The organism is Lawsonibacter asaccharolyticus, assembly GCF_022453915.1.
Classification (GTDB): Bacteria; Bacillota; Clostridia; order Oscillospirales; family Oscillospiraceae; genus Lawsonibacter; species Lawsonibacter asaccharolyticus.
In genome coordinates this window covers 1,411,128-1,423,566 of record NZ_CP091870.1, presented here as the reverse complement: position 1 = coordinate 1,423,566, position 12,439 = coordinate 1,411,128, and the positions used below count along the sequence as shown (strand labels likewise).

Here is a 12,439-nt window from a genome sequence, read left to right as displayed (position 1 = left end):
AAAAGCCTCCTTCCCACACGGATCAGAGATACCGCCTGACCCGCTTCCGATACGCCTCGTAGGGTGCGCCGAACTGCTCCCTGCACCACCGCTCCTCCGCCAGGATGATCCAGTGCTCCGAGAGCTGGAACAGCAGGACCAGGGCGGCCAGGAGCCGGGAGCGGGTCAGCAGGACGCACCCCGCAAAATACACGAAATAGGACACATACATGGGGTTGCGGGAGAACCGGTAGAGGCCGTCCTCCCGGAAAGGACCCGGGGAGTGCCTTCCGAAACTCACCACCGCCCCCGCGCACAGGGCCAGCCCCAAAAGGTACAGGACAAGTCCCGCCCAAAAGGGCCAGGCGCCGTCCACCTCCGCCCGCTGTGCGCAGAGACACACCAGCACCCCGGCGGAGGAGAGCTGATAGACCCAATAGGCCAGCCGTTCCCTGCCCCCCATGGGGGGAATGTGGGCGGCGCGGCCCAGTCCGTCCCTTCCCAGCCGGCCCAGGAGCCCAAATCGGAGCAGCAGGAAGGGGAACAGCAAGAGCAGACCGGACACGCCCATGTCACGGCACCAGAAGGGTGGTGAAGTAGCTGCCGGACTGGGGAGCGTCCTTCAGGCTCTCTGCCGCCTGCTCCCCCGGCAGGCCGCAGTTCTGCACCATGGCCGAGCTCTCCAGCAGGCCCCGGCTCTCCAGCGCCTCCAGCACCTGGGGCAGGGCCCGTCCGGACTTCATCAGCACCTTTGTCCCCGGCAGGTCCAGGGCCTCCTCCAGGGGGAAGCCCCCCGCCGGGACGATGTGGACCGGCAGGTCCATCTCCGTCAGGCTCCGGCCCAGCCGGGCCGCGGCGGCGCAGAAGCTGGGGACCCCCGGGACCCTGACACAGCGGCAGCCCTCCTCCTCCAGCAGCTGGGCTACATAGGCGCTGCTGGCGAAGAGAGACACGTCCCCCAGCACCGGCATGGCCACGTCTGTCCCCCGGTCCAGCAGGGCGCGCACCGCCTCCGCCGCTCGCCGGTGGGCCTGGCGGCGTTTCTCCTCATCCCGGGACATGGCAAAGTCTATAAAGTGTATCTCCTTGTCAGTCAGATCCGCACCCGCCTGGGCGATCTCCAAGGCCAGGGAGTCCCCCGCCGGCGTGCGGGGGACAGCCAGGACGGGACAGTCCTCCAGCACCCGCACCGCCTTCCGGGTCATCAGTTCCGGGTCCCCGGGTCCCACCCCTACGGCGTAAAATGTTCCTCTTTCGCTCTCCATATGTTCAAGATCTCCTTTGCAGTCCCGGTCATTCCCAGCAGGCCCCGGGTATTGGTGAACAGTACGCCGCCGCAGCGGCAGGACGTCCCCGCCCGCCGCTCCAGGTGTGCCTGGAGGGCGGACAGCAGGCTGTCCATGGTCCGGTCCAGCAGGCCGGCCTCCGCCAGGATGTCCAGTCCGGCGTCGGTGGTGGCGCTGCCCATCAGGGCCCGGGCAGTCTCCTGGCCGGCCCCGCACAGGGCCGCGTGGGCGCACAGGATCTCCATGCGGCAGTCCGCCCAGCGGGAGTGGGTGTTCATCACGCCCCCCGCCACCTTCACCAGCTTGCCCAGATGGCCCACCAGGATCAGCTGCCTGATCCCCGCCTCCGCGGCGCGGTCCAGGGCCTCACCGATAAAGTTAGAACACTTTACTATCCTGATATCAGAAGGGATCAGGCCGCTCTCCGCCAAAAAATCGGCCCCATAGTTGCCTGGGGTCAGCACCACCCGGTCCGCCCCCTCCGCCGCCGCCTGGCGCAGCTCCAGGGCGATGGTCTCCACCAGGGCCTGGGCGCTCATGGGCTCCACGATGCCGGAGGTGCCCAGGATGGAGATGCCCCCCTCCACCCCCAGCTGAGGATTGAAGGTCCGGCGGGCGGCCTCCTCCCCCCCAGGGACGGAGATGGTGATCTCCAGTCCCCCGGCGTAGCCCAGGGCCGCCGCCTCTTCCTCCGCCGCCCGGGCGATCATCCTCCGGGGCACCGAGTTGATGGCCGCCTCCCCCACCGGCTGGTCCAGCCCCGGCCGGGTGACCCGGCCCACCCCGGGTCCCCCCAGGATGGCCGTCCCCCCCTCCGCCCTGCGGCGGACCGTGGCCCGGATGGGCAGCCCGTGGGTGGCGTCCACGTCATCTCCCCCGTCCTTCTCCACGGAGCAGGCGGCGGTCTCTCCGTCTGCGACGCAGTCCAGCAGGGGGGCCTCCACCATCCAGTCTCTGGGGGTGTTCAGGGAGATCAGGTCCGGGGCCCGCCCTGTGAGGAGCAGCCGCACCGCCCCCGCCGCCGCCATGGCGGCGCAGGTCCCGGTGGTGCGTCCGCAGCGCAGGCGCTTCCCGCCCGCAGTGATGTAGTGCTCCGGCATCGGCAGCTCCTTTCCCGCGGCATGTCTCTTCTCTCAGGACCCGGCCCGAAGCTCCTCCAGGCGGCGGACATAGAGGGCCTGTACCTGGGACAGGGCCCCCAGTCCGGTGAGCCGGCAGGACACGGCATGCCCCCGGCTCTGGAGGAGCCTTTTCCAGCTGTCCGGCCCCTCCCCCGCCATGTCGTGGAGGGCGTGGTCCCCGGCCACCAGCATCAGCGGCACCAGCTCCACGGCGGGGGCGGTGACCAGCGGCAGCACCTCCTCCACCCTGGGCCGGCCCTCCACCGTGGCCACCACCAGGTCGTCCCGCCCGGCCAGATGGAAGATTCCCTGGAGGGCCGGGTAGACCAGGTCGGCGGATCTGTGGGTCCCGTGGCCCATGAACAGGGTCTGGGCCCCCTCTGCCGGGGGGATCAGGTCCATCAGCGCCCCGCCCAGCTCCCTCAGGTCCTCCGGCGTCCCCAGCAGGGGGCAGGAGAGCCTCAGTGCGGGAAAGCGGCCCTCCCACCGGGCGGCGGTCTCCCTTATTTTATCATATTCCGCGCCCGGGAGCAAATGGGTGGGCACGATCAGGGGGCACTCTATCCCCTCCGCCGCCATCTGCTCCAGGGCACCGGCCACATCCGGGACCGCGATCCCCCGGTCCCCCAGCCGCGCCCGGACCAGACCGCTGGTGTAGGCCCGGAAGAGGGGCAGCTCCGGGGCGGCGGCGGACAGCGCCTGCTCCACCCCCCCCAGGTCCCGGCTCCGGGCCTGGTCCACCGTGCTGCCGAAGCTGACGGCCAGAATGGCTTCTCTCATATCGATTCCTCCCCTTCGTTTCGGATGGGCTGAAAAAAGATGCGCAGGCAGCCCCGGCTGTCCCGCGCCACCTCCGCCTCCACCTCATAGATCTCCCGGAGGAGCTCCGGGGTCAGCACCTCCTCCGGTGTGCCCGAGGCGGCCACGCGGCCAGCCTTCATCACATAGAGCCGCTGGCAGTACAGGGCCGCCAGATTCAGGTCGTGGATGGCCGCCACCACCGTCCGGCCCAGGACCCGCACCAGCTCCATCAGCTGGAGCTGATATTTGATGTCCAGATGGTTGGTGGGCTCGTCCAGGATCAGGCAGGGGGTGTCCTGGACCAAGGCCCGGGCGATGAGCACACGCTGCTTCTCCCCGCCGGACAGGGTGGTGTAGCTCTGCTCCCGCACCTCCTCCAGCTGGGTGAGGCGGAGCACCCGGTCCACCAGCGACCGGTCCTGCCCATTGTCGGCCTCCAGCAGTCCCTTCCGGGCGTGCCGCCCCATGCGGACCACCTCCTCCACCGTAAAGTCGAAGCCGCTCTCGTGCTCCTGGACCACCACGGCCAGCCGCTGGGCCATCTCCCGGCCGCTCATGGCCAGCAGGTCCTCCCCCATGAGGAATGCCCGCCCCGCCCTGGGGCGGAGCACTTTGTAGAGGTTCTTCAGCAGAGTGGACTTTCCGCTCCCATTGGGCCCGATGATGCCAACGAACTCCCCCGCCTCCGCCCGCAGGCTGATCTCGTACAAGATCTCCCTGTCCCGGGTCCCATAGGAGATCCCCTCCGCAGAGAGCATGGCGCTCCCCTCCTTTTCTTCAAAATTCATAGCGCCGCACCCGGATCATCCATAAAAACAAGGGGGCCCCGATGAAGGCGGTGATGATGCCCACCGGGATCTCCTCCGGCCGGACGGCCAGCCGGGCCCCCACGTCCATCCAGATCATAAAGACGGCCCCGCACAGGGCGGACAGGGGGATCAGGCGGCGGTGGTCCGCCCCCACCACAGACCGGACCAGATGGGGGATGACCAGCCCCACGAAGCCGATGCAGCCGCTCACCGCCACAGCGGAGGCGGTGAGCAGGGCGGAGGACAGGATGAGCACTCCCCGCACCCGGTCCAGATCCACCCCCAGGGTGACGGCGGAGCTGTCCCCCATGAGCATGGCGTTCAGGGGACGGGCCAGGGCCATCAGCACCAGGAACAGGGGCGGAAGGATCAGTGCCAGCAGGGGCAGGTCCTCCCATTTGGCGCTGCCCAGCCCGCCCAGCATCCAGAAGGTGGCCTCCCGCACCGCGGCGTCATCCGGGGCAGTATAGACGAGATAATTGGTAAAGGCCTGAAACATGGCGGAGACCGCCACCCCCACCAGGATCAGCCGGACGGGGGTGACGGCGCCGCCGGAGCGGGACAGGCCGTACACCAGCAGGATGGACACCAGCGCCCCCACAAAGGCGCCGGCGGGGACGGAGAGCCGCCCCATGGGCAGCCACACCCCCACCAGCATGGCCAGCACGGCCCCCAGGGAGGCCCCGGAGGAGATGCCCAGCACGTAGGGTTCCGCCAGGGGATTGCGGGTGAAAGCCTGCATCCCCACCCCGGACAGGGTGAGGGCGGCCCCCACCAGCATCCCCAGCAGCACCCGGGGGGCGCGGAGGTGCCAGACGATATTCTGTGTGCTGTCCCGGATGCCCTCCAGGCTGATCCAGTCCCCCAGGCCCAGGGGGGTAAGCAGACGGTGGAGCATCACCCGCCACACCTCCGGAAAGGGAATGGTCACCGGCCCCAGGCTGATGCCCAGCACCACGGAGAGCATCAGGACCGCCAGCAGGGCCAGACAGGCCAGCCCGGTATGCGCCCGGACCGCACGGCACAGCCTTTTCATCCCGCCGCGCTCACTGGAAGCAGTCCGGGTGGAAGGACCGGGCAAATTTTTCGATGGTGTCCCCCGTCATGGAGGAGGCGAAGGACTCGCACAGGGTCACCGAGGTAATGCGGCCGTCCCGAATGGCAGGCACGTCCGCCAGAGCAGGATTTTCCTTCAGCTCCTCGATCTTCTCCTCCAGGGAGGTGCTGCCGTAGTCGTTGATGACGATGACCTCCGGGGCCCGTTCCACCACCTCTTCCCAGCTGACGGTGGCCCAGGTGGTGTCCATGTCCTCAAAAATATTGACGCCCCCGGCGTGGGAAATCAGCTTGGCGGTGAAGTTATCCCCGCAGGTGTAGGCGCCCCCCTCCTGGGCCATGTCGTAGACAAAGACCTTCACCGGCTCGGCCCCGGCGACCGCCTCCTCCACGGCGGCGATCTGCTCCTTCATGGCGCTGACGATCTCCTCCGCCCGGTCCTCTACCTGGAAGATGCGGCCCAGATCATAGAAGTCCTGGTAGACCACGTCCACGTCGGCCCCCACGGTATAGCCTTCGATGGAGGACAGGGACATGATGCCGTAGCCGCTGAGGGTGTCGTGGGTGGTGTTGTTCTTCTCGCTGAAAGAGCTGGAGCGGCCGTAGACGAAGTCGGGCTCCAGGGAGAGGATGGTCTCCAGGGAGATGTAGCTCTCCGCCACGGTGGGAATGGCCTCATACTCCTCCCGCCACTGGGGATTGACCTGGGTGTTGTTGTAGGCGGTGGCAATGATCTTGTCCCCCAGGCCCAGGGCCATCAGCTCATCGCCGGCGTTGGGGTTGCAGGAGATGATAGTCTCGGGGACGTGGGTGAAGGTCACCTCCTGGCCGTCCTTGGTGGTCAGGGTGAAGGGGAAGCCGCTCTCCTCCTGGGTGTGGCTGCTGGAGGCGGACTGGGCGCTCTGGCTGTCCGTTTCGCCGGAGCACGCAGTCAGACCCACGGTCAGGGTCATGGCCAGCAGGGCTGCAAGGGACTTCTTGGGGGTTTTCATCTGTTTTTCCTTCCTTTTTTCCGCGGCACGAAAAACACCTCTCTCCAGACATTCTGAAAAGAGGTGTGAGACAACAAAGCACGGTCCCAGCCTTTCCGGCCGCGCCAAATTCTCCCCAGATGATTGGTCCGACCACCCGGGAGTGTCTGCCCTCTCTCGGCAGTATCCTCCAGCAGGCAGGTCTTCCGGCTCGGGTTCCCAGCCTCCGGTCCGCCTTCCCATGGGGCCCCTCCCCACAGTGGCTGATGAACCGGCGCTCACCCATACGGCGGCGGTCCCGCGCGGGCCTCTCACCCGCTTCCCTATTCTCCCGGCCGGCCCTCTCCGGGCCCCGGGCACCTTCTGGCGCTTTGTCGGTCCTATTGTACCGGATACGGCGGCCCCTGTCAATGCGCAGGCAGCGCTTTTGTGAGGCTGATTGACAGATCGGGTCCGTTCTGCTATGATGTGCCCGATTCATCAGACCAGAAAGGACGTGGTTTCAGTGCCGCAGTTGAATCCAGGGGGAAAATTTGTCTTTGGGCGCTCGGTGCTCCGGGAGAACGGTTCCCTCCGCCTGCCGCCCCAAGCCGTGGAGGAGTACCGAATCACGGAGGAGGGGCAGGTCATACTGTTCACCGGAAGCAAAAGCACCGGTGGATTTTGTGTGACCCGGCGTGGCCTACTGCTCCCCTCCAAGCTGGGGCATATCCTCACCGACTGCTCCGGGCTGGGGGATGGCTCCCTCCCGCCCGCCAGGCTACTGGCCTATAAGGGGCGGTCCTACTGCTGGCTCCCCATCTCTCCAGAGGGGGAGCTGTCCCTCCCTCAGGGGCTGATGGAGCAGCTCCAGCTCACGCCTGGTCTGGCCCTGCTCGCCATCCGCAGCAGCGACATCGCCTTCACTATGGGGGCCCGGGGTCCCCTTCTGGAGCGGGCCCGGGCCTATCCGGGGGAGATCCCCGCCTTTTGAGCAGAAAAAGAGAGACGGGAGTCCCGTCTCTCTTTTTTCCTCGCAGACGATCAGGCGTTGGCCGCGGGGGCCTCCTCCTGGGCGGGGGACATGACCTGCTGCGCGTAGGCCGCGGGGACGTGGATCACGCCCACCGGGCACTCCTTGGCGCACAGGCCGCAGCCCACGCACTTCTCCTGGTCGATATAAGCCAGGTTGTTTTCCACGGTGATGGCCTGCTTGGGGCAGGCCTTGGCGCACTTCATGCAGCCGATGCAGCCGGCGGAGCAGGCCTTCCGGGTCTGAGCGCCCTTGTCCTTGTTCTGGCACAGCACCACAGGCTTGCGCTTGTGCTCCGGGATGATGCTGATGATGGCGTTGGGGCAGGCCTTGGCACAGGCACCGCAGCCGGTGCATTTCTCCCGGTCCACCAGGGCCACGCCGTCCACCACATGGATGGCGTCGAAGGCACAGACGCTGACGCAGTCGCCGTAGCCCAGGCAGCCGAACTTACAGTCGCCGTCGCCGCCGTACAGGCCCTTGACCGCCTGGCAGCTGTGCAGGCCCTCAAACTCAAAGCGCTTGCCGGTCTTCCCGCAGGTACCGGAGCAGGCCACCACGGCCTTCATGGGGACGGAGGCGCCAGCCTCCACGCCCATGATGGCGGCGATCTCGCCGGCCACCTTGGCACCGCCGGGGACGCACTTGTTGACGGCGTTGCCGTCCTCCACGATGGTCTTGGCGTAGTCGGCGCAGCCGGCGCAGCCACAGGCGCCGCAGTTGGCGCCGGGCAGGCACCCGGTGATCTGTTCCACACGCTCATCCACCGGGACATACATAAAGATAGAGGCAGCCACCAGAATGACAGCGCCGATCAGGCCGATGACGGTGACGATCAGGACTGCCAGTAAAATCGGATTCATACTCTTTCCTCCCCTCCTAAGCTCAGGCCCCGAAAATGGATTCCACGATGCCGCCGAAGCCCATGAAGGACAGGGAGGTCACAGCCGCAGCCACCAGGGTGATGGGCAGGCCCTCGAAGCACTTGGGGGTGACGGCCTCCTCCACCCGGCGGCGCACGCCGGAGAACAGGACCATGGCCACCAGGAAGCCGATGCCGGCGCCGGCGGCGCAGACGATGCTCTCCGCGAAATCATAGCCATTGTCGATGTTCAGGATGGTCACGCCCAGGATGGTGCAGTTGGTGGTGATCAGGGGCAGATACACACCCAGCGCCTTGTACAGCGCGGGGATGAACTTCTTCAGCACGTTCTCCAGCAGCTGCACCAGGATGGCGATGATCAGGATGAACACGATGGTCTGGAGATAGCCCAGGTCGCGGCTCGTCCCCTCGGCCCACTCAGGTGAGAGGATGTAGGTATAGATGGGCCAGGTGGCGGCGGTGGCCATGACCATGACGAAGGTGACGGCCAGGGACATGCCCACGGCGCTGTCCAGCTTTTTGGACACGCCCAGGAAGGGGCAGATGCCCAGGAACTTGGCCAGAACGTAGTTGTCCACCAGGATCATGGTGAAGAAAATGCTGGCCAGCTTCAGTGCGAGCTCCATTACGCATTCCCTCCTTCCACGGTCTCAGCGGGCTTCTTCTCCTTCTTGGGCCGGGTGGTCAGCCAAGTGGCCGCCGCCATCATGACGCCGAAGACAAAGAAGCCGCCGGGGGCGCTGGTCATCAGGGTGAAGGGGTCCACGGAGGTGGGGATGACCTGGATCTTGAAGCCCTCAGGCAGGAAGGGCAGCAGGCCGTCCAGGCCGGCCATCCAGGTGCCGGAGCCCAGGATCTCGCGGATGGTGCCCATGATGGTCAGGGTGATGGTGAAGCCGATGCCCATGCCGATGCCGTCCAGAGCGGAATCCAGGATGCCGTTCTTGGAGGCGAACATCTCAGCGCGGCCCAGGATGATGCAGTTGACCACGATCAGGGGCAGGTACACGCCCAGGGCGCTGTCCAGGCTGGGGACATAGGCCTTCACCAGCATCTGGACCACCGACACGAAGCCGGCAATGACGGTGATGTAGCAGGGGATGCGGACCTGGTCGGGGATGACCTTCCGCAGGGCGGAGATGACCACGTTGGAGCACAGCAGCACGAAGGTGGCCGCCAGACCCATGCCGATGCCGTTGGAGGCCATGGTGGAGACAGCCAGGGTGGGGCAGGTGCCCAGCACCAGACGCAGAACGGGATTCTCTTTCAGAAGGCCGTTGGTCAGTACACTCAATCTTTTACTCATTTTCTATCGCACCTGCCTTTCTCAGGAGATCGCGTTGTACGCGGCGATGGCGAAGTTGACGGCGTCATTCACAGCACTGCTGGAGATGCTGGCGCCGGTGATCCGGTCCACCTGCTGGTCCAGGGTGATGGTCTCGGCGGGCAGGCCGGTGTACTGGCTCCAGAAGGACTCGTTCTCGATCTTGGTGCCCACGCCGGCGGTCTCGCCCTGGCTCTGGATCTTCACCTGCTTGATGGTGCCGTCGGGGTCGAAGGCCACCATGACCACCACAGTGGAGCTGTATCCCTTGTCGCTGCTGGTGATGATGGTGCCCACACCGTTGTCGGCGGTGTAGATCTCGGTGACGCCCTCGAACTCGCCCTCCACCAGGGTGAAGCCCGTGGCTTCAGGCAGCAGCTCGGTGCGGGCCGCCTGGGCAGCCGCCTCCTCCGCCGCCTTGATGACGGGGGCGGTGGCGCTGTTGGTGGCGGCCAAGGCGCCGGTGATGACGACGCAGATCAGACACAGGACCACGATGGGCTTGCCGATCTTGTTCCAATTGCTCATTTCGCGGCACCTCCCTTGTTCTTCTTAGGCTTGGAAATCCCCAGCAGATCCTGGCGGGTCAGCACTTCAATGTAGGGGACCAGCAGGTTCATCAGCAGGATGGCGAAGGACACGCCCTCGTTCATGGTGCCGAAGAAGCGGATCAGGCAGGTGATGACGCCCAGGCCGATGCCGAAGACCAGCTTGCCCTTCTCCGTGGTGGGAGAGGTGACATAGTCGGTGGCCATGAAGAAGGCGCCCAGGATCAGGCCGCCGGAGAGCAGCTGATAGATGGGGTCATAGCCGCACAGCAGGCTGAATACCGCCACGGTGGCCAGATAGGTCACCGGGATGGTGGGGCTGATGACCTTGGTCCAGATCAGGTAGATACCGCCGATCAGCAGGGTGATGGCGCAGGTCTCACCCAGCACGCCGCCGTGGTTGCCCAGCAGCAGGGTGACATAGGAGCCCGCGTTCTGGGCGGTCTCCTCCACCGCCAGAGGGGTGGCGGAGGCCAGGGCGTCGATGCCGTTCTCGGGATATGTATAGCTGGTCATGGCGCCGGTGAAGCCCAGGGCCATGGCGATGCGGCCCACGATGGCCGGGTTGGCAAAGTTATAGCCCAGGCCGCCGAAGAGCTGCTTGATGATCACGATGGCGATGAACGCGCCCACCAGGGACATCCACACCGGCAGACCGGCGGGCAGGTTGAAGGCCAGCAGCAGGCCGGTGACCACGGCGGAAAGGTCGCTGATGGTCACGTCCCGGCCCACCAGCTTGCAGTAGGCGTACTCGAAGACCACACAGGCCGCCACGGTGACGGCGGTGAGCAGCAGGGCCTGGAAGCCGAAGATCAGCACAGAGGCGATCAGGGTGGGCAGCAGGGCGATGCACACGCGGCCCATGATCTTGCTGGTGCTGTCCGCGCTGGTGATATGGGGCGCGGCGCTGACAATAAGTTTATTGGCCATCACTTCTTACCTCCATTCTTCATCATGATCTTCGCCAGGGCAATGGAGGGGGTCAGAGGCCGCTTGGCGGGGCAGACAAAGGAGCAGGTGCCGCAGGACATGCACAGGTCGGCATGCAGCTGGTTGAGCAGCTCCACATTGCCCTTGTTGAAGGCCACCACGATGTCCTTGGCCGCCAGCCCCAGGGGACAGGCGTTGACGCAGCGGCCGCACTGGATGCAGTTGCTGGCCTTGGGCAGCTTGGCCCGCTCCTGGGAGAAGGCCAGGATGGCGTTGTTGTTCTTCAGGATGGGCTGGGACAGGTCCGCCACGCAGGTGCCCATCATGGGGCCGCCGTAGAGGATCTTCCCCGGCTCGGCGGTGAGGCCTCCGCAGAAGTCCAGCAGCTCCTGGATGGGGGTGCCGATGATGACCTCCACGTTCTTGGGCTGCTTGACGATGTCGCCGTCCACGGTGAGGCGCTTGGTGGTCAGGGGCATGCCGGTCTCCAGATACTTGGAGACGAAGGCCACCGAGGTGACGTTCATCACGATGACGCCCACGTCGGAGGGCAGCCCGGGGAAGGGCACCTCCCGGCCGGTGCAGGTCTCGATGAGCACCTTCTCAGCACCCTGGGGGTACCGGCAGGGCAGGGTCTTGACCTCGATGGCCGGGTCGTCGATGGCGGACTTCATCTTGGCGATGGCCTCGGGCTTGTTGCCCTCGATGCCGATGACGCACTTGGCGATGTTCAGATACTTCATCACCTGCTTGATGCCGTTGAGGACGTGATGGGTGTCCTCGATGAAGCACCGGTTGTCGGAGGTGATATAGGGCTCACACTCCGCGCCGTTGATGACCAGCATGTCGATCTCGTCCAGGTTCTTGGGGGACAGCTTCACCGCCGTGGGGAAGCCGGCGCCGCCCAGGCCCACCAGACCGCTGGCCCGGACCGCGTCTACGAAGGACTTCATATCCGTCACCTGCGGGGGGGCGATGGAGGGGTCCACCGTCTGCTGGCCGTCAGGGGTGATGACCACGGCCTGCTGGGCCGCGCCGTTGGGCGCGGTAATGGTGGTGATCTCGGTCACCGTACCGGAAACGCCGGAGTGGATGTCGGCGGAGACGAAGCCCCCTGCCTTGCCCACCACGGTGCCCACATACACCTGGTCGCCCTTGGCGACGGCAGGGGCGGCGGGGGCGCCGATGTGCTGTCCCATGGACAGGACGATCTTGGACGGCAGAGGCATCGCCACCGTCTCAAGGTTGGAAGTCCCCTTCTCGTGGGGCACTCCCGCGCCCTGCGCGGAACGTCTGAGAAAATTGCTCATTCAGATTTCAACCTCCCTGTACTGCATTCTTGGGATCACATTTGTTCTCTTTTTCGTCTGGCGGGTGGGGACTCCCTTTTTACCGGGCTTGTCCAGCCGCCTTCTCTCCCTCCCCAAAAGCATAAAATAAAATGGAACTTGCCGCGGAACTGTGCCCACGCACAACAAAACCCGACCGGTCTTTTCCGCTTTGAAAAAGGCCCCGTCGGTGTCCGCACGGCTCCGGCCCCCTCCCTTTGGACGGGCCGCTCCGCGCTGCATTACGTGCATTATCATACACCCATCTTCCAAAAAACGCAAGGACAGTTTTTGCCTGGATGGGGATCTTTTTTTCAAAAAGGGGTGTTTTTCCATAGAAAACAGCCCCTTCCGCTCCGGTCCGCCGGACAGAAAGGGCCCGGGGTGCGCA

Annotated in this window: 14 protein-coding genes and 1 riboswitch; of the genes, 1 reads left to right on the top strand and 13 read right to left on the bottom strand. The window is 65.7% G+C overall.

Going from position 1 to position 12,439, the window contains the following annotated elements; genetic code table 11:
- Nucleotides 1-22: 22 nt before the first annotated feature.
- From L9O85_RS06750 to L9O85_RS06720, 7 genes are read right to left on the bottom strand one after another with little or no spacing between them, the layout of a single operon-like run.
- Nucleotides 23-550, bottom strand: a complete 528-nt coding sequence (locus L9O85_RS06750; RefSeq protein ID WP_207642597.1) for a methyltransferase family protein — start codon at nt 548-550, stop codon at nt 23-25.
- 1 nt (nt 551) lies between these two features.
- Entirely contained in the window at nt 552-1,244 is a 693-nt protein-coding gene (gene cobI / locus L9O85_RS06745; protein ID WP_108981278.1) for a precorrin-2 C(20)-methyltransferase, read from the bottom strand.
- Nucleotides 1,211-2,365, bottom strand: a complete 1,155-nt coding sequence (cbiD, locus tag L9O85_RS06740) for a cobalt-precorrin-5B (C(1))-methyltransferase CbiD (protein ID WP_301579987.1) — start codon at nt 2,363-2,365, stop codon at nt 1,211-1,213. Before cbiD ends, cobI begins: the two co-directional genes overlap by 34 nt.
- A 33-nt stretch (nt 2,366-2,398) precedes the next feature.
- Nucleotides 2,399-3,166 (bottom strand): sirohydrochlorin cobaltochelatase, encoded by a 768-nt coding sequence (locus L9O85_RS06735; RefSeq protein ID WP_301579986.1) that lies wholly within the window; start codon nt 3,164-3,166, stop codon nt 2,399-2,401.
- Nucleotides 3,163-3,975 carry an ABC transporter ATP-binding protein gene (locus tag L9O85_RS06730; protein WP_329737313.1) on the bottom strand — a complete coding sequence of 271 codons (813 nt, stop codon included), beginning with the start codon at nt 3,973-3,975 and terminating at the stop codon, nt 3,163-3,165. The genes L9O85_RS06735 and L9O85_RS06730 overlap by 4 nt, the downstream gene beginning before the upstream one ends.
- Nucleotides 3,965-5,032, bottom strand: coding sequence for a FecCD family ABC transporter permease (locus L9O85_RS06725; RefSeq protein ID WP_108981282.1), 1,068 nt, complete (start codon nt 5,030-5,032; stop codon nt 3,965-3,967). Before L9O85_RS06725 ends, L9O85_RS06730 begins: the two co-directional genes overlap by 11 nt.
- A gap of 10 nt (nt 5,033-5,042) precedes the next feature.
- Nucleotides 5,043-6,044 (bottom strand): ABC transporter substrate-binding protein, encoded by a 1,002-nt coding sequence (locus L9O85_RS06720; RefSeq protein ID WP_108981283.1) that lies wholly within the window; start codon nt 6,042-6,044, stop codon nt 5,043-5,045.
- 158 nt (nt 6,045-6,202) lie between these two features.
- Nucleotides 6,203-6,402, bottom strand: a riboswitch (cobalamin riboswitch).
- A 126-nt stretch (nt 6,403-6,528) separates the two neighbouring features.
- Between L9O85_RS06720 and L9O85_RS06715 the strand changes: the two genes are divergently transcribed.
- The gene (locus L9O85_RS06715; RefSeq protein WP_050624686.1) at nt 6,529-6,996 is read left to right on the top strand and encodes a hypothetical protein; all 468 of its coding nucleotides are present in this window, start codon (nt 6,529-6,531) and stop codon (nt 6,994-6,996) included.
- 50 nt (nt 6,997-7,046) lie between these two features.
- On the opposite strand, the gene L9O85_RS06710 is transcribed toward L9O85_RS06715, so the two are convergent.
- From L9O85_RS06710 to rsxC, 6 genes are read right to left on the bottom strand one after another with little or no spacing between them, the layout of a single operon-like run.
- A complete protein-coding gene (locus L9O85_RS06710; protein ID WP_050624685.1) occupies nt 7,047-7,898 on the bottom strand; it encodes an RnfABCDGE type electron transport complex subunit B in 852 nt (283 codons plus the stop codon).
- Between the two features lie 22 nt (nt 7,899-7,920).
- Nucleotides 7,921-8,544 (bottom strand): electron transport complex protein RnfA, encoded by a 624-nt coding sequence (locus tag L9O85_RS06705; RefSeq protein ID WP_050624684.1) that lies wholly within the window; start codon nt 8,542-8,544, stop codon nt 7,921-7,923.
- On the bottom strand, nt 8,544-9,224 hold the full coding sequence (gene rsxE, locus L9O85_RS06700) for an electron transport complex subunit RsxE (protein WP_050624683.1): 681 nt from the start codon (nt 9,222-9,224) through the stop codon (nt 8,544-8,546). Before rsxE ends, L9O85_RS06705 begins: the two co-directional genes overlap by 1 nt.
- Before the next feature lie 21 nt (nt 9,225-9,245).
- Entirely contained in the window at nt 9,246-9,770 is a 525-nt protein-coding gene (locus L9O85_RS06695) for an FMN-binding protein (protein WP_108981285.1), read from the bottom strand.
- Nucleotides 9,767-10,720: an RnfABCDGE type electron transport complex subunit D gene (locus tag L9O85_RS06690; RefSeq protein ID WP_050624680.1), complete on the bottom strand. Its 954-nt coding sequence runs from the start codon at nt 10,718-10,720 to the stop codon at nt 9,767-9,769. Before L9O85_RS06690 ends, L9O85_RS06695 begins: the two co-directional genes overlap by 4 nt.
- A complete protein-coding gene (rsxC, locus tag L9O85_RS06685) occupies nt 10,720-12,030 on the bottom strand; it encodes an electron transport complex subunit RsxC (RefSeq protein ID WP_108981286.1) in 1,311 nt (436 codons plus the stop codon). Before rsxC ends, L9O85_RS06690 begins: the two co-directional genes overlap by 1 nt.
- Nucleotides 12,031-12,439 lie beyond the last annotated feature (409 nt).

What these genes read in the sequence shown, in the direction of transcription:
- cobI (WP_108981278.1), bottom strand. Translation starts at nt 1,244, where the DNA reads ATGGAGAGCGAAAGAGGAACATTTTACGCCGTAGGGGTGGGACCCGGG.
- L9O85_RS06710 (WP_050624685.1), bottom strand. Translation starts at nt 7,898, where the DNA reads ATGAATCCGATTTTACTGGCAGTCCTGATCGTCACCGTCATCGGCCTG.
- rsxE (WP_050624683.1), bottom strand. Translation starts at nt 9,224, where the DNA reads ATGAGTAAAAGATTGAGTGTACTGACCAACGGCCTTCTGAAAGAGAAT.
- L9O85_RS06695 (WP_108981285.1), bottom strand. Translation starts at nt 9,770, where the DNA reads ATGAGCAATTGGAACAAGATCGGCAAGCCCATCGTGGTCCTGTGTCTG.
- L9O85_RS06720 (WP_108981283.1), bottom strand. Translation starts at nt 6,044, where the DNA reads ATGAAAACCCCCAAGAAGTCCCTTGCAGCCCTGCTGGCCATGACCCTG.
- L9O85_RS06725 (WP_108981282.1), bottom strand. Translation starts at nt 5,032, where the DNA reads ATGAAAAGGCTGTGCCGTGCGGTCCGGGCGCATACCGGGCTGGCCTGT.
- L9O85_RS06750 (WP_207642597.1), bottom strand. Translation starts at nt 550, where the DNA reads ATGGGCGTGTCCGGTCTGCTCTTGCTGTTCCCCTTCCTGCTGCTCCGA.
- L9O85_RS06690 (WP_050624680.1), bottom strand. Translation starts at nt 10,720, where the DNA reads ATGGCCAATAAACTTATTGTCAGCGCCGCGCCCCATATCACCAGCGCG.
- cbiD (WP_301579987.1), bottom strand. Translation starts at nt 2,365, where the DNA reads ATGCCGGAGCACTACATCACTGCGGGCGGGAAGCGCCTGCGCTGCGGA.
- L9O85_RS06705 (WP_050624684.1), bottom strand. Translation starts at nt 8,544, where the DNA reads ATGGAGCTCGCACTGAAGCTGGCCAGCATTTTCTTCACCATGATCCTG.
- L9O85_RS06730 (WP_329737313.1), bottom strand. Translation starts at nt 3,975, where the DNA reads ATGAATTTTGAAGAAAAGGAGGGGAGCGCCATGCTCTCTGCGGAGGGG.
- rsxC (WP_108981286.1), bottom strand. Translation starts at nt 12,030, where the DNA reads ATGAGCAATTTTCTCAGACGTTCCGCGCAGGGCGCGGGAGTGCCCCAC.
- L9O85_RS06735 (WP_301579986.1), bottom strand. Translation starts at nt 3,166, where the DNA reads ATGAGAGAAGCCATTCTGGCCGTCAGCTTCGGCAGCACGGTGGACCAG.